This is a genomic window from Streptomyces aurantiacus JA 4570 (assembly GCF_000414115.1).
Classification (GTDB): Bacteria; Actinomycetota; Actinomycetes; order Streptomycetales; family Streptomycetaceae; genus Streptomyces; species Streptomyces aurantiacus_A.
The window spans coordinates 13,267-32,022 of the sequence record NZ_AOPZ01000151.1 but is presented as its reverse complement, the minus strand read 5'-3'; the positions used below and the strand labels follow the sequence as shown (position 1 = coordinate 32,022).

The following is an 18,756-nucleotide window of genomic DNA, read 5'->3' as shown; positions in this document are numbered from 1 at the left end:
TCGCCCCCGTTATACGCTTACGTATAAAGTGAGGCTAGGCCGGATGTACGGTTGCGTATATCCGGCGGGCGAGTGAGGTGGGCCACAGCGGGGGTGCTGCTCACACGCCGCGTGAAGCGACTCGGCGTCACCAAGGGCGGGTTCTACGGGGGTCGAAGGCCCCGCACAGCGCACTCTCCTGCACCGCAGTCCAGTAACGCTCCGTGTGCGCCTTCTACTTGCTGAACAAGAACGACCCCACGTCGAGCCACGCATGGCTCGCCTTCGTCTTCAGCCGGAGTAACTCCGGTCCATGGGCTCAGGTATCGCATCCGGTCCAAAGTGACGGCAGTCACACGGACTGCTCCAAGATTTTGTGCCGGACTGCGGCCGCCCCGGGACCGAGAGGTGAAGCTGTTGTCATCACCTCAAGGAGTTCAGCCAGTGCGTACCGACTCGGAACCGCCGCAGATGCCGGGGCTTGTCGCTCCGGGCCAAGTGGTGCGACAGGTCAACTTCCTTTCTCAAGAACGCGGCCCGATCTCATGCCGCGTCGCCTCGTCCCCCGATGGGGCGCAACTCCCGGAACTCACCGGCGAGGGCGTGGTCCTGGACGGCAAGCTGAGTCCAGGTATCGCGGTGCACAGCGTCGTCTTCCAGGAACCCGCAGCGGACAACTGCCCCATCCTGACGATCACTCCGGACGGCACCCTCACCTCCCACGTCGGAGCCGAACTTGACCGGCGAGCCGAGGTGCTCAACGCGCTGACGTCGGCTCAAACTCTGGGTGGGCAGCCACTGCCGGGCACCATCAAGGCTCTCGCGGCCCGCCAGGCATTGCGGACCGGCGCGGTCGACCGGGTCAACGCCTTCGTCAGGGATGAGCTGGGCTGGTGGAGCGGATGGCAAGAGCCGGTGACGACCGCGCTGATGGGCTCATGGACCGAGCCGCTGCTGAGCGGCGGCAGTCTCACGCCCTCGGACCTGGGGAACCTCCGGGCCGAGGCCAAGGAGATCCACCGGCAACTGACTCCGATCTGGCGGCACAAGATCAACCAAGCCCGGCTGTGGAGCCTGGACCACGTCTTCGGCGATGGCCTGACCACGTACGACATCGCCACCGGCGGTCCGGACCCGTACGAGGTGCTGACCGGCGCTCTGCCCGACAACCCGCGCATCGTCGCAGTTCTCGCCCAACTCACCCCGGTCGAGCGCGCCGTCGCGATGGCCTGGGCCAACGCACCGGTCGCGAGCTGGACGGATGCGGTGACCGTCGTTGCCGACCTGGACACGCCTCTGGTCGCCGGCCTCGATCCGTCCGCCCTGGGCGAGCGGGTCCGTCGCAAGCTCAAGCGGCTCGGCAGCCTGCACACCACGCGTACTGCCGCACGGGGACGGGGCCAGTCATGCCCTTGAACTCCCTCCTTCTGATCCTGCTGTTGGCCGTCGTCACGCTGCTCGTCGGCGTCGGCGTACTGGCCCTGCTCCTGGCCCGCCCGACCTGGTGCGCACCGCTTGCCGGAGCGCTGGCGGCGATGGCGCTCATGGTCACCGTCACCGGAATGCTGGTAGCCGTCTCCCGCGGCTGAGCCGATCGGGGGCGGGCCGCGCGCCCGCCCCCGTGGGACACGAAATGCCGGGCTGGGGGGGGTGATGTGCTCGGCGCGGGCGCCCGCTTGCCTACAGCGGGGCCAGTGCCATGAGGATCTCGTCGCGGTCGTCTCCGGGGGCGAGTCGGAGGACGCCTGGGCGGCGGCCGTCTCTTTCCAGCCGAGGCGGCCGTAGAAGTCTTCGAGGCCGACTCCGCCACGTGCTGCCAGGTGCAGTTGCTCCATGTCCATCTCGGCGCGGGCGACTTCGCGCAGGCGGTTCATGAGGACGTACGTCCCGGTCCACAGCCGTTTGCGAAACTTCCCGCCATGACCAGCCGACACGTCGCCGACATCTGGTCCGCGGAATCGGGAAACGGGGGCGTCGCCGGAAGCCATGCTCCATGATGGGGCGCCCAAGCCGACCGACGACGCCGAGGGACGACTCGTCGCCCGCCGTGTCCACCGCTCGGGCGGTCAGAGGTTCTTGACGAACAAGGTCGCCAGCCACAGGACGGCGACGATCTCCGCCAGGATGACGATCACCCATCCGGCCCGCCGGAGCGTCTTCGGATTCATGTCCACCCCCGCCAGGGGTACGTACGGCTTCTCTCCTTATGTGTACCCCTGGCCGCCGCGTCCCCTCGCGGATAGTGCCGGGCGCGTCGGCTAGGCGCCGTCACGGCGCACGGAGGTGGTCGTCAAGCCCCCTTTCCGAAGACAAGCACCTCAGTGGAGGCGACCCCCATGGGGGCCAGGAAGCCGGCCTCCAGGCTGCAGCCGAGGGTTGCGAAGAGGTCCACGCATGCCGTGCGAGGCATGGCGGCCGGGTAGGAATCGTGCCCCGCGCCGCCCTGCGTCGCCCAGGCCCGCATCGTGGCCGGGTCCAGGCAGGTCTCCGTCATGACGTCGAAGACGATCCGGCCCCCGGGGCGCGTGACCCGTGCCATCTCGAAGAAGTAGCGGGAGGCGCCGAGGAAGGTCAGGGTGTTGAAGACCTTATGGGCCTGAACGAGGTCGATGCTGCCGTCGGGTGTCGGGGCGAGACTGAATTCTGCGGTCGGTCGGGCGACCACGCCGAAGGTGTCCACCAGGTAGTCGGCCCAGGGCGCCGCCGTCTCGTAGATCTCGTAGCGGCCTGGTGAACACTCCTTCAGCGTCTTCTCCAGGTACCGTCCGGAGCCGGGGCCGATCTCGAGCACCGTCTCCGGGTCGGCGGCGAAGACGCCGAGAGCGCGTAGTTCATCGATGGTGGACCGGGTGGCGCCCGGCGTCCCGTTCATGACCTCGTCGATGTAGTCACCGACGGACAGACCGGCCGCCCGCGCAGCCCGCATCGTTGCCTCGAACGGGATGAAGTCGTCGACTCCACCCCGGTTGTTGGTGCTGCGGACGATGTCGAATCCAGCACGGCCCATGAGCCGCTTGACCCCCGACTTCAACACTGGCGTTCCTTCCCTTCAGGGCGATCAGCCCGATGACGGCAGCGAAGGCGAACTGGGCTGCATCGGCGAATGAGGCAGGCACAGCAGACACAGCAGACACTCCGGTGTCGGTGAGGGCACGCCGAAGTCCCAGGCGTGCGTGATGACGTGGTGCGGTGGAGTGCCCGGGCGTTACGGGGCGCAGGGCTGCGCACGGTGCAGCAAGGCCACGAGTGCGTGCGGTCTCGGCAGTGCGACGGCTGGTCGAGGCACCCGGCGGGGCTTCGGCAGGGGCTCGTCCCTGCGGTGCAGGACGAGGCTGAGGACGTACAGCAGGCGTGTCCACCAGCGGCGTGCGGTGCTGGTCGCGGCGTACGTCAGGACGGCGGGCAGGTTGGCCGTGCTGCGGAAGAGGAGGAGCAGGGCGAGGGCGGCGAGGAGGTTCAACGCGGCCATGGCCAGGGGGTTGTGGTGCCAGGCGGCCGGGATTCGCAGGTGGTCGTCCAGCCGGGCCGCTGCCGCGACGAGCAGAGCGGGCCAGGAGACCGCGGAGTCCATCGTCGCGTGGTGCAGTCCGGCAGCGAGCGCAGTGCCGGCCAACGCGAGGGTGATCGCACGGACGGGAGCGCCGCTCGCGGGAGGGCGCTGAGCCGAGCGGTGGCGATCGAGTGCGCGGAAGGCCGACATAACTGGACCATCATGGCCCAAGCACGCTCAGATCTCGGTAGGAATGGGGCATTCCGGAGGATGGGAAGGGGAGTTGGGCAGTCCGCGGCGGTCCGCCTCCGGGGCCGGTCGGTGGAGCTGGTGTCGCCGCGAGATGCGCTCCGTATCTCGTACTGGTCTGAAGGCTAGGGCTCCGCCGGAGTGTCCCGCAGCCCCAGGCGCAGGTGCTCGACGTGGAAGAGGGCCTGGTCGAGGAGTTCGGCGACGTGGTGGTCGTACAGCGCGTAGACGATCGAGCGGCCGCGGCGTTCGCCGGTGACCAGGCCGAGATTGCGGAGCAGGCGGAGTTGGTGGGAGCAGGCCGACTGCTCCATGCCGACCGCCTCCGCGAGGTCGCCGACGGCGGCGGGCCCTTCCTGGAGGCGGGCCAGGATGTGCAGGCGCGAGGGGGTGGACAGGGCCTGGAGCGTCGCGGCCACATCGGTGACGCCGACCGCGTCCAGGCGCTCCCGCGTGGTGGCGCCGCTGCTGTCCTTCATCCCGTGGCCCATGGCGACCATCCTATCGGTGACTAATGAAGACCTGTTCATTTGTTCCTGTACGGTGAAGGCGTAGCCCTGCCCGCCCGTGAAGGGTCTCTTCGTCATGCCTTCCGTCACCACCGCCCGGCGGCCCGCGTCGCCGGCAGCCGCCCGTGCCGCGGTGGCTCCCCGCCGCCGCACCCCGGTCCTCGCCCTGGCCGAGGCCAGGTGGGCGGCGGCAGCCACGGCCGCCTTCCTGCTGGCGCTTCCGCTCCAGCTGACCGGCGCTCCGGCCTGGTCCTGGGGACCGCTGTACGCGGCCGCGTACGTCACCGGTGGCTGGGAGCCCGCCTGGGCGGGGCTCCGGGCGCTGCGCGAGAAGACTCTCGACGTGGATCTGCTGATGATCGTCGCCGCGCTCGGCGCTGCCTCGATCGGCCAGGTCATGGACGGCGCCCTGCTGATCGTCATCTTCGCCACGTCCGGCGCCCTGGAGGCGCTGGCCACGGCCCGTACCGCCGACTCGGTGCGCGGGCTGCTCGGCCTCGCTCCGGAGACGGCCACCCTGCTCGGCCCGGACGGATCCGAAAAGGCCGTGCCCACGGGCGAGTTGACGGTCGGCGAGACCATCCTCGTACGGCCCGGCGAGCGGATCGGCGCGGACGGGCGCGTGCTGGACGGGGCGAGCGACGTCGACCAGGCCACCATCACCGGCGAGCCGCTGCCGGTCGCCAAGGAAGCGGGCGACGAGGTGTTCGCGGGCACCGTCAACGGCACCGGCGCGCTGCGTGTGCGGGTCGAGCGCGACGCGTCCGACTCGGTGATCGCGCGCATCGTGGCGATGGTCGAGGAGGCGTCCGCGACCAAGGCGCCGACCCAGCTGTTCATCGAGAAGGTGGAACAGCGGTACGCCGTCGGGATCGTCGTCGCGACGCTCGCCGTCTTTGCCGTGCCGCTGGCCTTCGGCGCCGAACTGGCGCCGTCGCTGCTGCGGGCGATGACCTTCATGATCGTGGCCTCGCCGTGCGCGGTCGTCCTGGCCACCATGCCGCCGCTGCTGTCCGCGATCGCCAACGCCGGGCGCCACGGCGTGCTGGTCAAGTCCGCCGTGGTGATGGAGCGCCTCGCGCAGGTCGACGCAGTGGCCCTGGACAAGACCGGCACTCTCACCGAAGGCACCCCACGGGTCACCGAGATCCGCCCTCTGCCCGGTTCCGGCCTGGGCGAGGACGAGTTGCTGGCGCTGTCCGCGGCCGCCGAGCACCCCAGCGAACACCCCCTGGCCCGCGCCGTCGTGGCCGCCGCCCGCGAGCGCCGCCTGGCCCTCCACGGCGCCGAGTGCTTCTCCTCCGCCCCCGGCGTCGGGGTGACAGCCACCGTCCAGGGCGCCCGCATCACCGTCGGCGCCCCCGCCCGCACACCCGCCGCCGACACGGAATCCCTCGCCCTGGCAGCGGAGTTGGAGGAGGACGGCCGTACAGCAGTGCTTGTCGTGCGCGACGGAACGCCGGTCGGTGCTCTCGGCATCGCCGACCGCCCGCGCCCCGACGCCGCCGCCACCGTGGCCGTCCTCACCTCGCTCACCGGCACCGCGCCCACCCTCCTCACCGGCGACAATCCGCGCGCCGCCGCCCGCCTCGCGGCCGACATCGGCATCGGCGACGTACGCGCCGGGCTGCTGCCCCAGGACAAGGTCACGGCCGTACGCGAGCTGGAGGCGGCGGGCCGCAGGGTGCTGGTGGTCGGTGACGGCGTCAACGACGCCCCCGCCCTGGCCGCCGCGCACACCGGTGTCGCCATGGGCCGCGCGGGCTCCGACCTCGCCCTGGAGACCGCCGACGCCGTCATCGTTCGCGACGAACTCACCACCGTGCCCAGGGTGATCGGTCTCGCGCGCGCCGCCCGCCGCCTGGTGGTGCAGAACCTGGTGATCGCCTCGGTGTTCATCACCGGCCTCGTCGTCTGGGACCTCGCGGGCCATCTGCCGCTTCCCCTCGGCGTACTCGGCCACGAGGGCTCCACCGTCCTCGTCGGCCTCAACGGCCTGCGGCTGCTGCGCGACGCGGCGTGGCAGCGGACCGCCGTCGACGGGAGCGGCGCGTGAGCCGCCGCAGCCGCAAGCCCGGGCCGCCCGCGGGCGCGGCCCGGCCCACGGTGACCGTCTGCCGGGGCTGTTGCTGCGGTACGCCGAAGGTGCCCGGCCTGGACCACGCCGCCCAGCTCGGAGAGCTGCGCACCGCGCTCACCGGGTCCGCCAGCGTCCGCGTCGTCAACTGCCTGGACGCCTGCGAGCGGGCCAACGTCCTTGTCGTCCAGCCCTCCGCCGAGGGCCGCCGGGCCGGTGGCCGCCCCGTCTGGCTCGGCCTGGTCAACGACCCCGACGTGACTGCCGACATCACGGCCTGGATCGAGGCGGGCGGTCCCGGCCTCGCCGACCCGCCCGGAGTCCTCGACCTGTACGCCTTCACCCCGTCCCGGCGCGTCCGCGAGGCCGCCGAACGAGAACACGGAACCTGACGGCGACCGCAGCGCCGACGCCCGCGTCCATCCCCTCTAACCTGGGCACATGCCCCACAGCGAAAAGCTCCCACCTGCACAGCAGCCGCATCTGCGCGCCCCGGACGCCGCCCGGCTCGCCGAGGCGTCGGGGCTCTTCTCCATGCTCTCCGACCCCACGCGGCTGCACCTGCTGTGGCTGCTCGCCCGGCAGGAAGCCGACGTGACGTCGCTGGCCGAGCAGTGTGCGGCTTCGCGGACCGCGGTCAGCCAGCACCTGGCCAAGCTCCGGCTCGCCGGGCTTGTCGACACCCGGCGTGAGGGCAAGCACATCGTGTACACGCTGAGCGACGGGCACCTGCGCCGCTTCGTCCTGGAGGCCCTCAGCCACGCCGACCACCGGGTCAGCGGCAAGGCTCCGCACGACTGATCTTCCCGAGCCGCATCACTTCTGGGCGTCGTCCGGGCGTCGCCTCAAGAAACATGTGCACATCTGCGCACATGAGCTTACGATGACAGGACAGCACCCGCACCGTGAGCCGCCCCGGGGGTCGTCGCATGCTGTCCGTCCTGCGCAACCGCACCTACCGCCACCTCCTCACGGCCCAGGTCATCGCCCTCGTCGGCACCGGCCTCGCGACGGTCGCGCTCGGGCTGCTCGCCTACGACATCGCGGGCAAGGACGCGGGCTCGGTGCTCGGCACCGCGCTGGCCATCAAGATGGTCGCGTACGTCGCCGTCGCCCCGGCCGTGGGCGCGGTCGCCGACCGGATCCCCCGCCGCGCGCTCATGGTCGGCTCCGACCTGATCCGCGCGGCCGTGGCGCTGCTGCTCCCCTTCGTGGACCAGGTGTGGCAGGTGTACGTCCTGGTCTTCCTGCTCCAGTCCGCCTCGGCCGCGTTCACGCCGACGTTCCAGGCCGTCATCCCCGAAGTGCTCCCGAAGGAACGGGACTACACGCAGGCGCTGTCCCTGTCCCGGCTCGCCTACGACCTGGAGAGCCTGTTCAGCCCGGCGCTCGCCGCCGCGCTGCTTTCCCTGATCTCGTACAACTGGCTGTTCGGCGGCACCGTCGTCGGCTTCGTGGCCTCCGCCGCCCTGGTCGTCTCCGCCGTACTGCCCAAGCCCGGCGCCGCCCCGCGCACCGGCGGTGCCTACGCGAAGGCGACCGCGGGCACCCGCCTCTTCCTCGCCGCCCCGCAGCTTCGCGGGCTGCTCGCCCTCGACCTGGCGGTCGCCTCCGCCGGGGCGATCGTGACCGTCAACACCATCGTGTACGTACGCGATCACCTCGGCAGGTCCGCCGCCGACGTGCCGATGGCGCTCGGCGCCTACGGCGCGGGGTCCATGGCCGCCGCGCTGCTCCTGCCCCGCGTCCTGGACCGGGTCACGGACCGCGCCGTCATGCTGCGGGCCGCGTTCGCGCTGGTGAGCGTCTTCGTCGCCCTCGCGGCTTGCACCTCCGCCGGGGCCGGTGCCTGGCGCTGGCCCGCGCTCCTCGCCACCTGGGCGGCCTTCGGCGCGGGCGGCTCGCTCATCCTCACCCCGGCCGGGCGGCTCATCCGCGACGCGACCCAACCGGCCGACCGGCCCGCCGTGTTCGCCGCGCAGTTCTCCCTCTCGCACAGCTGCTGGCTGCTCACCTACCCCCTGGCCGGCTGGCTCGGCGCCACCGCCGGACTCCAGTCCGCCGTCCTCACCCTGGGAGCCATCGCCCTGGCCTCGGCCCTGCTCGCCGCGCGCCTGTGGCCGTCGCGCGGAATGACGTACGGAACCGGGAGCGACGAGCCCACGGCCGGCGACGGCGTCAGCGAGGGGCGCAGCAAGATCCCCGCTGTCTGTAGTGTGCGGCAATGACGAGAAGCGAACGGCTCGCGGAGCAGTTGGACTGGTACTGGAGCAAGAACCTGCGGCCACGGCTGGAGGGCCTCACCGACGAAGAGTACTTCTGGGAGCCGGTGCGCGACTGCTGGAGCATCCGCCCACGGGGCACGTCGGACGCACCGATGTCGGCCGGTTCGGGGGAATGGACGATGGACTTCGCGTCCCCTGACCCGGTGCCGGCACCGGTGACCACGATCGCCTGGCGGCTGGCGCACATCATCGTCTCGTGCCTGGGCTATCGGGTCGGATGGTACTTCGGCGGCCAGGACACGGACTCCGAGAAATTCGCCTACGCGGGGACCGCCGACGAGGCGCTGAAACAGCTCGATGAGATGTACGGGAGATGGAACGCGGGGGTCCGCGAGCTCTCGGACGCCGACCTGGAGAATCCACCCCCGGCGGGTCCCGAGCGGTTCCCCATGGAGAACAGGATCCTGCACGTCAACAGGGAGCTGATCCATCACGGCGCCGAGATTTCCCTGCTGCGCGACCTCTACCGCCGGCAGGACGGAGCCGTACCGCGCCGCATATGACTGTCCGGGTAACCGGCGGGCCGCATCGGGCGCCGGCGTCCTGATCTACTCAGGTTTTCCGCAGTAGCCCTGATGGAAGGCAGCCCAGAAGTCCTCGTCGATCCCGGTGTCGGTGAACGAGTTCCAGTTGGTGTGGGCGACGAGTTGGTCGCGCCCGTCGCGGCTGTTGAGGGCGAAGGTCAGGTAGCCGGGTGCGCTGCCGCCGTGGCCGTAGGCACGGCCGCAGCTGGTGGCGTAGACGTAGACCCCCAGGCCGTAGGCGACAGCGGGCGGCGGGCTGCCGGTTGTGGGGACCGTGTCGGTGAGCATCCGGCGAAGCAGGCCCGGGGGCAGGAGACGTCCTTGCAGCAGGGCCCGGTAGAAGCGTGCGATGTCGGCCGCAGTCGTGACGAGGGCGCCCGACGCACCAGCCTCGGACGGGCTGAACGCGGTGACGTCGAACCGGGTTGAGTCGGGTGCGTTCGGCAGCAGGAGCGAGACGTCCGCGTAGCCGTGCACATGGGCTCCGTCGACGGCGGTCCGTGCCAGCGGGTACGAGGTGTCGCGCAGCCCGAGGGGGGCGAAGACGCGGCGTTCGAGGTTGGTGCGCAGGTCGCGGTCGGTGATCCGTTCCACGATCAGGTCGAGCAGCAGGTAGTTGGTGTTGGAGTACCGGAACCGGGTGCCGGGGGTCGGGAAGTACCGGGGTTGCGTCAGGCCGATGTCGATCAGCTGGTCGCGCGGCCAGTACTGGTCGAGCCTGCGGAAGTGCGGAAGCAGCCCGTCGATGTAGTCGTACAGCCCGCTCGTGTGGTTGAGCAGCTGGCGGACGGTGATGGGCGCGCCGGACAGCGCGTTGCCGGTGCGGACCTGGTCGGGCAGCAGGCTCTGCACGGTGTCGTCGAGTCGCAGCCGGTGCTCGGCGACGAGTTGCAGGACGACCGTCGCGGTGAAGGTCTTGGTGACGCTCCCGGCGCGGAACTTCAAGTCCGCTGCCATCGGCGTGCCTGCGGATCGGTCGGCGAGGCCGGCCGCGCCGAAGCGGTCGTCCGGGCCACGGCGGGCGAGCAGGAAAGCGCCTGGGTTGGGGTTCGGGTCGGCCACCACCTGATCGACCAGGGCCTGCAGGGCCGGATCACGGCGGCTGCCGACCGTCTGTCCGTCACCGGCCTGGCCCGCGGTGGCCATACCGGGTGGCAGCAGGAGAGCAAGGGCAAGCCCCATGCCCAACAAGCGGGTTGAGCGTCGTCGGATCATCGCGAGAGCCCCCTCCGATAGCAATATAGACGTACGGTTATAGCACGCGATACCGTCCTCACGTGCCGAGAGTTGCCGACCATCACGCCCGACGCGGGCAGATCACCGACGCCGTCCAACGCCTGGTCGTGCGACACGGCCTGACCGCCGTGACCGTCGCGCGGACCGCCGCGGAAGCGGGCATGTCCGTCGGCCTGGTGCAGCACTACTTCACGGCGAAGGACGAGATGCTGCTGGCCACGTTCACCCGCGTCAACAGGCGTTTCAGCGCACGAGTGGACGAGCTGGTGAACAGAGGCGAGGCCGAGGGCCGCACCATCGCCGAGATGCTGCGGCAGGCGCTGGCCGAGCTCATGCCGCTGGACGACGCCCGCCGCGCCGAGTTCCTGGTCCGTCTCGCCTTCACAGACCAAGCCGCGCACAACGCCCGCCTTGCCGCCGTCCAGAGAGAGACCCACGTGGGCATCCGCTCACGCGTCGCCCAGGCCATCAGAAATGGCACGGTATGCGGCGAGGTCGTTCAGGGGACCGACGCGGCAGACCAGGCCCTGCGAATCGTCGCGTTCGCCGAAGGGCTCGCCCTGCACACGCACATCGACCCCGACACCACGCCGAAATCTGCGGTCCTCGCCGCGCTGGACGACCAACTCGGCCGCGTATTCACCGGAACCTGCCGACGCGCCCAGCCGGGGAGCTCGGCGGCGGGAGGAACCGTCCCGTAGCGCCGCGAGCACGGGGCTGCGGGACGATTCCTTGCTCTGCGCGTGCGTATCTAGACGGTCGAGCGCGCCGGGGCAGCACTCTCCACGGCCCCGGCATCGCGTCGCCCCAGCGTGTGGAACAGCTTCCCCGGCCACCAGAACCAGCGGCCCAAGTCCAGGGCCAGGGCGGGTACCAGGACCGTGCGGACGAGGAAGGTGTCGAGCAGGACGCCGATGCCGACGATGACGCCCATCTGGGCCATGGTCACCAGTGGGAGCCCGGCGAAGACCGCGAAGGTCGCGGCGAGTACGACGCCCGCGGACGTGATGACGCCGCCGGTGCTGGTCAGGCCCTCCAGTACGCCGCGGGTGTGGCCGAGGCGGGCTGCCTCCTCCCTGACCCGGTCCATGAGGAAGATGTTGTAGTCGATGCCGAGGGCGACGAGGAAGACGAAGCCCATCAGGGGAATCGACCAGTCCACGCCCGCGAAGCCGAGCGCATGCTCGAAGAGCAGGTTCGAGGCGCCGAGTGCGGCGAAGAAGGACAGGATCACGGTCGCCAGGAGCAGGAGCGGAGCGATCAGCGCGCGCAGCAGCCAGATCAGGACGGCGAGGACCACCAGCAGGACGACCGGGATGACCGTCGTCAGGTCGTGGTCGGCGGCGCGCTGGGTGTCGACGGTCTGAGCGGTGGTGCCGCCGACCAGGGCGTCCGCGCCGTCCACGGCGTGCACGGCCGCACGGAGGCGGTCGACGGTGTCCTTGGCGGCCTGGCTGTCGGGCTCGTGCTTCAACACCACGGAGAGTTGGGCGAGTTCACTGTCGCCGGTGCGGGCGGCGCCCGCGCCCCGGGGCACGTCTTCGACCCGGGCCACGCCCTCGACCCGGGACGCGGCCGACTTCACCTGCTCGGCCCCCGGCACGTTCGTGATGATCTTCGCGGGGTCGGAGGCGCCGGACGGATAGTGGGCGGAGATCTTCTCCTGGGCGACCACCGACTCCGGCTTGTCCTGGAACATCTCGGCCTGCGTCAGCCCCATGTTGATGCCGAAGGCGCTCAGCGCCAGGACGCCGGTGACCGCGACCGACATCAGCCAGGACCAGCGGGGGCGCAGGGCGACGGCGGCTCCGATGCGCGACCAGACCGTGCGTTCCTTGCGCGCGGGCGTGCCGTGGCGGGGCACGAAGGGCCAGAACACCCAGCGGCCCGCGGCGACGAGCAGCGCCGGCAGGACGGTGACCATGGCGAGGAAGGCGCACACGACGCCGACCGCGCCCACCAGGCCGAGGGAACGCGAGGAGTTGATGTCGGCGAAGGCCAGGCAGGCCAGGCCGACGGCGATGGTCCCGGCCGAGGCGAGGATCGCCGGTCCCGAGCGGCGCCGGGCGATCCGCATCGCCGTGTGCCGGTCCTCGTGGCGGTGCAGCTCCTCGCGGTATCGGGCGATGAGCAGCAGCGCGTAGTCGGTGCCGACGCCGAAGACGAGGACCATGAGTACGCCCGCGCTCTGCGGGTCGACGGGCAGGTCCGCGTACTTGGCGAGAAGGTACGTACCCACTTGGGTGAGGACGGCCGCGAAGCCGACCGCGATCAGCGGGAACAGCCAGAGGACCGGGCTGCGGTAGGTGATCAGGAGGAGGACGGCGACGACGAGGCCGGTGGCGATCATCAGGGTCGAGTCGAGGCTGTCGAAGACCGCGACCTGGTCGGTCAGCGAGCCGGCCGGACCGCCGACCTCGACGTCCAGGCCGGGCGGGGCGTTCGCGCCCGCGATGTCGCGCAGGTCCTCGACCTTGTCGGTGAGGTCGTCGTCCTCGCTGGACAGCGGGACCACGACCATACGGGCCTCACCGTCGTCGGACGGCAGCGGCCGCGAGACCCGCTCGCCCTCGGCGGCGAACTTCGCGAAGGCGGAACGGTCGGCGGTGGCGGACCGCTCGGCGGTCGCCGCAGCGGCCGCTCCGTCGCCGGTGTAGACGACGACCGCGGGCATGACCGGGTCGTCCCGGAACTTCTCCAGTTCCGTGTTGACCCGCGCGGACTCCGCGCCGCGCGGCAGGAAGGCGTTGGCGCTGGTGTCCTCGACCTCGCCCAGCTTTCCGGCCAGCGGGCCCAGCGCCACAGCGAGGATCAGCCAGGCCGCGAGGACGAACCATTTCGAGCGCCGTCCGGCGGGCGCACCGGCTATGCGCTGGAGCAGCGGACGCATGAGTAGTCTCCTTCATGTGGAGCGCGCCGCCGGTCACCGACCGGCACGAGGCGCACGGGACCCGCGCCACGGCGTCTGCGGTGTGACTACCTGCCGTGGCGTACGGGTGGCTGTGTCGGTCCGGGGCTTCAGGGCCCCGGGGTGTGTTCTGCCTTGGTACGGCCGGGAGTTGCCGCTCCTGGCCGTACCGCGCCGCAGCGCTTCCAGTGGGCTCCTATTCGATCTCGCGCATCATCTTCTCCATCGACGTCACGGCGAGGCGGGTCTGCGCCAACTCCTCGCGCGTCTGCCGCATCTCGTCGGCCGAGCGCCGGTGCAGCTCGACGTTGTCCTCGAGGAGCTGCGCGTACTTCGTCGCGAGCTGTTTGTACTGCTCCTCGCGGGCGGCGAGCATCCGGGCCCGCCAGGTGGCGGCGAGCTGCCAGACGATCACGATCAGCAGCAGGAAGAACCCGCCCGCGCCGATCCCGCCGACCCATGCGCCCACTGGGTCGGAGTCGGCTGCGAGCGTCGCCCCTTGTCCGTTCACTTCGCGTCCTCTTTCGTGGTGTGCGTGGTCTTGTCGGCCTTGACCGGACCTTCGCGCGTGTCGGTGAGAGTCCGCACCGCCTCATGGATGACCGCAGGGGTCAACTCATGGAGAAACGGAGCTACTTCGAAGTACTTCACCGTCTTGCCGTCGTCGGCCACTTCCAGCGAGCCGACGACAAGACCGGCGCCTTCGAGCAGCTTCAGGTGCATGTGCAGCAGCGGACGGCCCATGCCGATCTCCCGGGCCAGCGCGCTGACGTAGTTGCGGCGCTCGGTGAGCGCGGCGACGATCCGCATCCGGTGCGGGTTGCCCAGCGCGGTGAGCACCTTGAGCAGTTTGTCGCCCGTCGGTTCCGGAGCCTGCTCCTCGGCCATCACGGCCTCTCCCTCGTTCCTGTCAAGAAAAGCTGACATGAGCCGCGGCCACCTGTCAAAGATTCTTGACACATATCCGGGGCGCGTCCGGGACGCATGGGGGACGTCTCAGGGTCGACCCGGGGTCGGACCAGGATCAGCTCCGGGTTCGCTGCGGGTCCGACTACTCCAGCGGGCGTATGCGGGCCATCGGCCCGCCCCCTACCGTGTGAGACGTGACGACCTTCGCCCCGCACATCGCCAGGGTCCGGGCGCTGCCGCCACTCGCCACCGACCTGCTTGTGGTGGCGGTGGTCGGGGTGTTCACGACGTCGGACGCGGCGGTGAACGACCCCGCGTACCGGCAGGCCGACTGGTTCACCTGGCTGCTCCTCGCGGTCTCCCTGGCCGCGCTGGCGTGGCGGCGCCGGTGGCCTGTGCCCGTCGCCGCGGCGACCGGATCGGCGTGTGCGGGATGGGCGTTGTACGGCCACATCGGAGAGTTGCTGAACCTGCCGTTCATCGTCGCGCTGTACACGGTGGCGGCCCTCGGCAACCGGCGGCGCACCCTGTGGACGGGGCTCTTCGCGGCCCTCGTCTCCGGCGTGGTGGCGCTGATCGTGGGCCGGGATGTCGTGAACCCGCAGGGGCTGCCCCTACTGGAAATGCTCTGGCCGCTGGTGCCTCTGCTTCTTGGTGAAGTGGTGCGTACGCGGCGGGAGTTGCTGGACGCGTACGCCGCCCGCGCGGCCCAAGCCGAGGCGGACCGGGAGCGGGAGGCCGAGCGCAGGGTGCGCGAGGAGCGGGTACGGATCGCGCGGGAGCTGCACGACATCGTGGCGCACACGGTGGCCGCGATGACCGTGCAGGCCGCGGTGGCCCTGGACGCGTTCGACGCCCGGCCCGAGCTGGCGCGCGGCGCTATGCGGCAGGTACGGGACTCGGGCAAGCAGGCCGTGCGGGAGCTGCGGGCCACGGTGACCGTGCTGCGGGAGCCGGACGGTGAGGCCGCGGCACCGGCGCCCGGGCTCGACCGGCTTCCCGAACTGGTCGGGCGGTTCGCCGGGAGCAGGGTGCGGGTGACCTTGCGGCAGCGGAACGGTGATGCCGGGCGGATCACGCCGATGGCCGGTCTCGCCGCCTACCGCATCGTGCAGGAAGCGCTGACCAATGTCGTGAAGCACTCCTCGGCCCGGCACGCGGCGGTCGCCGTGGACTGCCGGGGCGGCCGACTCGTGGTGGAGGTCGTCGACGACGGCGCACCGTCCACGATCGTGCCGGGCGGTTTCGGGCTGATCGGCATGTGCGAGCGCGCGACAGCGGTCGGTGGCACCGTGGAGTACGGGCCGGTAGCGGGCGGAGGGTTCCGGGTACAGGCCGTGCTCCCGGCCCAGGACACGGCCGACGCCCGGGCCCCGGTCGGCGGCCCCGCCCCGCCACGGGGGCAAGCCGTGGACGGAGGGCGACCGTGACCGTGCGCGTGGTGCTCGCCGACGACCAGACCATCGTCCGCGCGGGTTTCCGCGCCCTGCTCGACCTCACCGACGACCTGGTGGTGGTCGCCGAGGCGGCCGACGGGGAACGCGCCGTCGAGGCGGTGCGCACCACCCGGCCCGACGTCGTCCTCATGGACATCCGTATGCCCGGCGTCGACGGCATCGAGGCCACCCGCCGTATCGCCGCCGACCGGACCCTCGACGGCGTCCGCGTGGTCATGCTCACCACGTACCAGGTCGACGCCTACGTCTTCGAGGCGCTGCGGCACGGCGCCGCGGGCTTCCTCCTCAAGGACATCGAGCCCGAAGACCTGCGCGCGGCGATCCGCACCGTCGCGGCCGGGCAGAGCCTGCTCGCGCCCGCCGTCACCCGCTCCGTGGTCGAGGAGTTCGCCCGCCTCAAGGCGCCCGAGGCGGCGGGCGCGGAGCGGCTCGCGGCCCTCACCGACCGCGAACGCGAGGTGATGGCGCTGGTCGCGGCCGGGCTCAGCAACGAAGAGGTCGGCAAGGAGCTGATCATGAGCCCGCTCACCGCCAAGACGCACGTCAGCCGTGCGATGACGAAGCTGGGCGCGCGTGACCGGGCCCAGTTGGTGGTGCTCGCGTACGAGACGGGCCTGGTCAGGGCCGGAGAGCGCTGACCGGAGTCCTCGTCCGGCGCCGCCACCTCGGCGTACGACTGCTCCCGCGGGAGTAGTGCCCGACTCCCGGCGGCGGATGCCACCCGAACCCGGCCTCCCTAGCGTCGGGGACATGATCGAGGCAACAGAACTCACCAAGCGGTACGGCGACAAGACCGCCGTCGACCGTCTCAGCTTCACCGTGCGGCCGGGCCGCGTGACCGGCTTCCTCGGCCCCAACGGGGCGGGCAAGTCCACCACCATGCGGCTGATCCTCGGCCTGGACGCCCCCAGTTCGGGCCGGGTCACCGTCGGCGGCCGACGCTACGCCGACCTCGCCGCACCCTTGCGTGCGGTCGGCTCGCTCCTGGACGCCAAGGGCGTGCACGGCGGCCGTTCCGCGTACCAGCACCTGGCCGGACTCGCGGCCAGCAACAACGTCCCCCGCCGCCGCGTCGACGAGGTCCTGGACCTGGTCGGCCTGCCGCCGGCCACCGCCCGCCGCCGCGCCAAGGGCTTCTCGCTCGGCATGGGCCAGCGCCTGGGCATCGCGGCCGCGCTGATCGGCGACCCGGAGGTGCTGATCCTCGACGAGCCGGTCAACGGCCTGGACACCGAGGGCATCCGCTGGATCCGCGACCTGGTGAAATCCCTCGCCGCGGACGGCCGCACCGTCTTCCTCTCCAGCCACCTGATGAGCGAGATGGAGCTGACCGCCGACCACCTGATCGTCATCGGCCGCGGCAGGCTCATCGCGGACACGACGGTCCGCGACTTCATCGCCTCCAACTCCCGCGCCCACACGCTCGTCCGTTCTCCGGAACCCGAGCGTCTGCGCACCCTGCTCGAGGCCAAGGGTGCCGTGGTCACTCTCGCTGCGACCGGCGCCCTGCGCGTCGAGGGTCCGGATGCCGCCGCCATCGGCGACCTGGCCCACGACCACGGCCTCGCGATCCACGAACTCGCCCACGCCCGCTCCTCGTTGGAGGAGGTCTACACGGCCCTGTCCCAGGACGCGACCGAGTACCGCGCCGCCCCACAGCACCCCGAGGAGGCCCTGCGATGACCACGCTCACCCACGCCCGCGCGGGCTACCCACAGGCACTCGCGTACGAATGGATCAAGTTCCGCAGCGTGCGCTCCACGGTCTGGACGGCGCTCGCGACCGCCCTCGCCCCGGTCGCGGGCGCGGTGTTCGTGGCCGCGACCGGCAGCCTGCAGGCCGACGACACCGTCCTCGGCGGCAGCCTCACCCTGGCCGTCGTCGCCCAGATGCTGGCGGCCGTGGTCGGTGCGCTGCTCGTCACCGGCGAGTACGGCAGCGGCACCCTGCGCACGACCTTCACGGCCAACCCGCGCCGCGCGACCGTACTCGGCGCGAAGGCGACGCTCATCGCGAGCCTGATGTACGCGGTGGGTCTGCTCTCCTGCACGGTCGCCTTCTTGCTCGGCGACGCGCTGCTGCCGTCCGGCAAGTACACCCAGGGCGAGCCGTTCCCGGCCCTGTTCGGCATCGCGGGCTGCTTCGCCGTGGCGGGGCTGCTCGGCCTCGCGGTCGGCACCCTCGTACGCCACTCGGCGGGTGCCGTCACGACCGTCATCGGGCTGCTCCTGCTGCCCTCCCTCTTCGGACCGCTCTTCGGCGACGCCCGGCGCTGGGTCGCCGGTGTCTCACCAACTGCGGCGCTGGAGAAGCTGACGCAGACCTCGGACGCCACCGCGGACACGGTCGGCAGCCTCGGCTCATGGCCCTCGCTGTGGCTGGTCGCCGGGTACACGGCGGTGCTGCTCCTCGCGGCGACGGCCGTGCTGCGGCGCCGGGACGCCTGACCTCACCGCCTCCCCCTGCCCGCACCAGGTCAGCGCCGAACCCACCGGCCCGGTACGAGCTGCATGCCGGGTTCAGCCCGGACGACGTGCCCGGTTCAGCCCGGCAGCCCGGCCAGCGTCTGCTCCACCAGCTCTCGCGCGTACGTCGCGGACAGTCCCTCCGGGCGGAACAGGATGCGGTACATGATCGGCGCGACGACGTGGTCCATGATCGCCTCGCGCGCGGGGGCCCCGTCCTCGCCGCGCTCGTGGGCGCGGGCGAGGACGAGGTCGACCTGGGCGGCGGCGTAGGCGGAGCACTGGCCGGCGTTGCCGCCGTCCGGGTCGCCGAGGAGCGCGTCTCGGATGTAGGCGCGGCCCGCGGTGGACGACATCTCGTCGAGGAACTGCTCCGCCCAGGCCGTCAGGTCGGCGCGCAGGCCGCCGCGGTCCGCCGGTTCCGTGTCGGGTCGCAGCCGCTCCACGGCGACGTCCGACAGGAGTTCCTGGAGGTCGCCCCAGCGGCGGTAGATCGTCGACGGGGTGACTCCGGCCCGCGCCGCGACCAGCGGGACGGTCAGCGCCGCGCGGCCCCGCTCGGCCTCCAGCTCGCGCACGGCGGCGTGCACCGACGCCTGCACACGGGCGCTGCGCCCGCCGGGGCGGGCCATGGGCTTGGGACTCATGCGGCCACCTTAACGCTAAGT

Annotated in this window: 20 protein-coding genes and 1 pseudogene; 12 read left to right on the top strand and 9 right to left on the bottom strand. The window is 71.4% G+C overall.

All coding sequences use genetic code 11. The features are described from left to right. Positions 1–423 precede the first annotated feature (423 nt). Complete coding sequence (locus STRAU_RS16645) at positions 424–1,395, top strand: hypothetical protein (protein ID WP_158692082.1); 972 nt, start codon at positions 424–426, stop codon at positions 1,393–1,395. Next, positions 1,386–1,568: a hypothetical protein gene (locus STRAU_RS16640; protein ID WP_037659921.1), complete on the top strand. Its 183-nt coding sequence runs from the start codon at positions 1,386–1,388 to the stop codon at positions 1,566–1,568. The genes STRAU_RS16645 and STRAU_RS16640 overlap by 10 nt, the downstream gene beginning before the upstream one ends. A gap of 91 nt (positions 1,569–1,659) precedes the next feature. Here STRAU_RS16640 and STRAU_RS43645 read toward each other — a convergent pair. The 4 genes and pseudogenes from STRAU_RS43645 to STRAU_RS16625 all read right to left on the bottom strand — a co-directional run. After that, a pseudogene (locus tag STRAU_RS43645) lies at positions 1,660–1,841 on the bottom strand (GNAT family N-acetyltransferase); the annotation flags it as partial. A 428-nt stretch (positions 1,842–2,269) separates the two neighbouring features. Then, positions 2,270–2,986, bottom strand: coding sequence for a class I SAM-dependent methyltransferase (locus STRAU_RS16635; protein WP_016641501.1), 717 nt, complete (start codon positions 2,984–2,986; stop codon positions 2,270–2,272). 198 nt (positions 2,987–3,184) lie between these two features. After that, the gene (locus STRAU_RS16630; protein WP_158692081.1) at positions 3,185–3,592 is read right to left on the bottom strand and encodes a hypothetical protein; all 408 of its coding nucleotides are present in this window, start codon (positions 3,590–3,592) and stop codon (positions 3,185–3,187) included. Between the two features lie 251 nt (positions 3,593–3,843). Continuing rightward, positions 3,844–4,209, bottom strand: a complete 366-nt coding sequence (locus tag STRAU_RS16625) for an ArsR/SmtB family transcription factor (RefSeq protein WP_037659959.1) — start codon at positions 4,207–4,209, stop codon at positions 3,844–3,846. 94 nt (positions 4,210–4,303) lie between these two features. Here STRAU_RS16625 and STRAU_RS16620 point away from each other — a divergent pair, with 94 nt between their 5' ends. From STRAU_RS16620 to STRAU_RS16600, 5 genes are all read left to right on the top strand, one after another. Next, the gene (locus STRAU_RS16620; RefSeq protein ID WP_037659956.1) at positions 4,304–6,283 is read left to right on the top strand and encodes a heavy metal translocating P-type ATPase; all 1,980 of its coding nucleotides are present in this window, start codon (positions 4,304–4,306) and stop codon (positions 6,281–6,283) included. Then, the gene (locus STRAU_RS16615) at positions 6,280–6,696 is read left to right on the top strand and encodes a hypothetical protein (protein ID WP_016641496.1); all 417 of its coding nucleotides are present in this window, start codon (positions 6,280–6,282) and stop codon (positions 6,694–6,696) included. Before STRAU_RS16620 ends, STRAU_RS16615 begins: the two co-directional genes overlap by 4 nt. Before the next feature lie 49 nt (positions 6,697–6,745). Then, a complete protein-coding gene (locus STRAU_RS16610; protein WP_016641495.1) occupies positions 6,746–7,105 on the top strand; it encodes an ArsR/SmtB family transcription factor in 360 nt (119 codons plus the stop codon). 128 nt (positions 7,106–7,233) lie between these two features. Continuing rightward, on the top strand, positions 7,234–8,532 hold the full coding sequence (locus STRAU_RS16605) for an MFS transporter (protein WP_016641494.1): 1,299 nt from the start codon (positions 7,234–7,236) through the stop codon (positions 8,530–8,532). After that, complete coding sequence (locus tag STRAU_RS16600) at positions 8,529–9,092, top strand: DinB family protein (RefSeq protein WP_016641493.1); 564 nt, start codon at positions 8,529–8,531, stop codon at positions 9,090–9,092. The genes STRAU_RS16605 and STRAU_RS16600 overlap by 4 nt, the downstream gene beginning before the upstream one ends. Before the next feature lie 45 nt (positions 9,093–9,137). On the opposite strand, the gene STRAU_RS16595 is transcribed toward STRAU_RS16600, so the two are convergent. After that, positions 9,138–10,295: a serine hydrolase domain-containing protein gene (locus STRAU_RS16595; protein WP_259299923.1), complete on the bottom strand. Its 1,158-nt coding sequence runs from the start codon at positions 10,293–10,295 to the stop codon at positions 9,138–9,140. A gap of 95 nt (positions 10,296–10,390) precedes the next feature. Here STRAU_RS16595 and STRAU_RS16590 point away from each other — a divergent pair, with 95 nt between their 5' ends. Further along, positions 10,391–11,050: a TetR/AcrR family transcriptional regulator gene (locus STRAU_RS16590; protein ID WP_016641491.1), complete on the top strand. Its 660-nt coding sequence runs from the start codon at positions 10,391–10,393 to the stop codon at positions 11,048–11,050. Between the two features lie 50 nt (positions 11,051–11,100). On the opposite strand, the gene STRAU_RS16585 is transcribed toward STRAU_RS16590, so the two are convergent. From STRAU_RS16585 to STRAU_RS16575, 3 genes are all read right to left on the bottom strand, one after another. Then, complete coding sequence (locus STRAU_RS16585; protein WP_016641490.1) at positions 11,101–13,239, bottom strand: MMPL family transporter; 2,139 nt, start codon at positions 13,237–13,239, stop codon at positions 11,101–11,103. Between the two features lie 214 nt (positions 13,240–13,453). Then, on the bottom strand, positions 13,454–13,768 hold the full coding sequence (locus STRAU_RS16580) for a hypothetical protein (RefSeq protein WP_037659918.1): 315 nt from the start codon (positions 13,766–13,768) through the stop codon (positions 13,454–13,456). Continuing rightward, positions 13,765–14,145 (bottom strand): ArsR/SmtB family transcription factor, encoded by a 381-nt coding sequence (locus STRAU_RS16575; RefSeq protein ID WP_037659916.1) that lies wholly within the window; start codon positions 14,143–14,145, stop codon positions 13,765–13,767. Before STRAU_RS16575 ends, STRAU_RS16580 begins: the two co-directional genes overlap by 4 nt. A gap of 215 nt (positions 14,146–14,360) precedes the next feature. Between STRAU_RS16575 and STRAU_RS16570 the strand changes: the two genes are divergently transcribed. From STRAU_RS16570 to STRAU_RS16555, 4 genes are all read left to right on the top strand, one after another. Next, positions 14,361–15,596, top strand: a complete 1,236-nt coding sequence (locus STRAU_RS16570) for a sensor histidine kinase (protein WP_016641487.1) — start codon at positions 14,361–14,363, stop codon at positions 15,594–15,596. Next, positions 15,593–16,261, top strand: a complete 669-nt coding sequence (locus tag STRAU_RS16565) for a response regulator (protein ID WP_016641486.1) — start codon at positions 15,593–15,595, stop codon at positions 16,259–16,261. The genes STRAU_RS16570 and STRAU_RS16565 overlap by 4 nt, the downstream gene beginning before the upstream one ends. Positions 16,262–16,373: 112 nt before the next feature. After that, positions 16,374–17,306: an ABC transporter ATP-binding protein gene (locus tag STRAU_RS16560; protein WP_016641485.1), complete on the top strand. Its 933-nt coding sequence runs from the start codon at positions 16,374–16,376 to the stop codon at positions 17,304–17,306. Then, on the top strand, positions 17,303–18,070 hold the full coding sequence (locus tag STRAU_RS16555; protein ID WP_016641484.1) for an ABC transporter permease subunit: 768 nt from the start codon (positions 17,303–17,305) through the stop codon (positions 18,068–18,070). The genes STRAU_RS16560 and STRAU_RS16555 overlap by 4 nt, the downstream gene beginning before the upstream one ends. Positions 18,071–18,165: 95 nt before the next feature. Here STRAU_RS16555 and STRAU_RS16550 read toward each other — a convergent pair whose 3' ends face one another. Next, positions 18,166–18,735 carry a TetR/AcrR family transcriptional regulator gene (locus STRAU_RS16550; RefSeq protein WP_052029118.1) on the bottom strand — a complete coding sequence of 190 codons (570 nt, stop codon included), beginning with the start codon at positions 18,733–18,735 and terminating at the stop codon, positions 18,166–18,168. Positions 18,736–18,756: the final 21 nt, after the last annotated feature.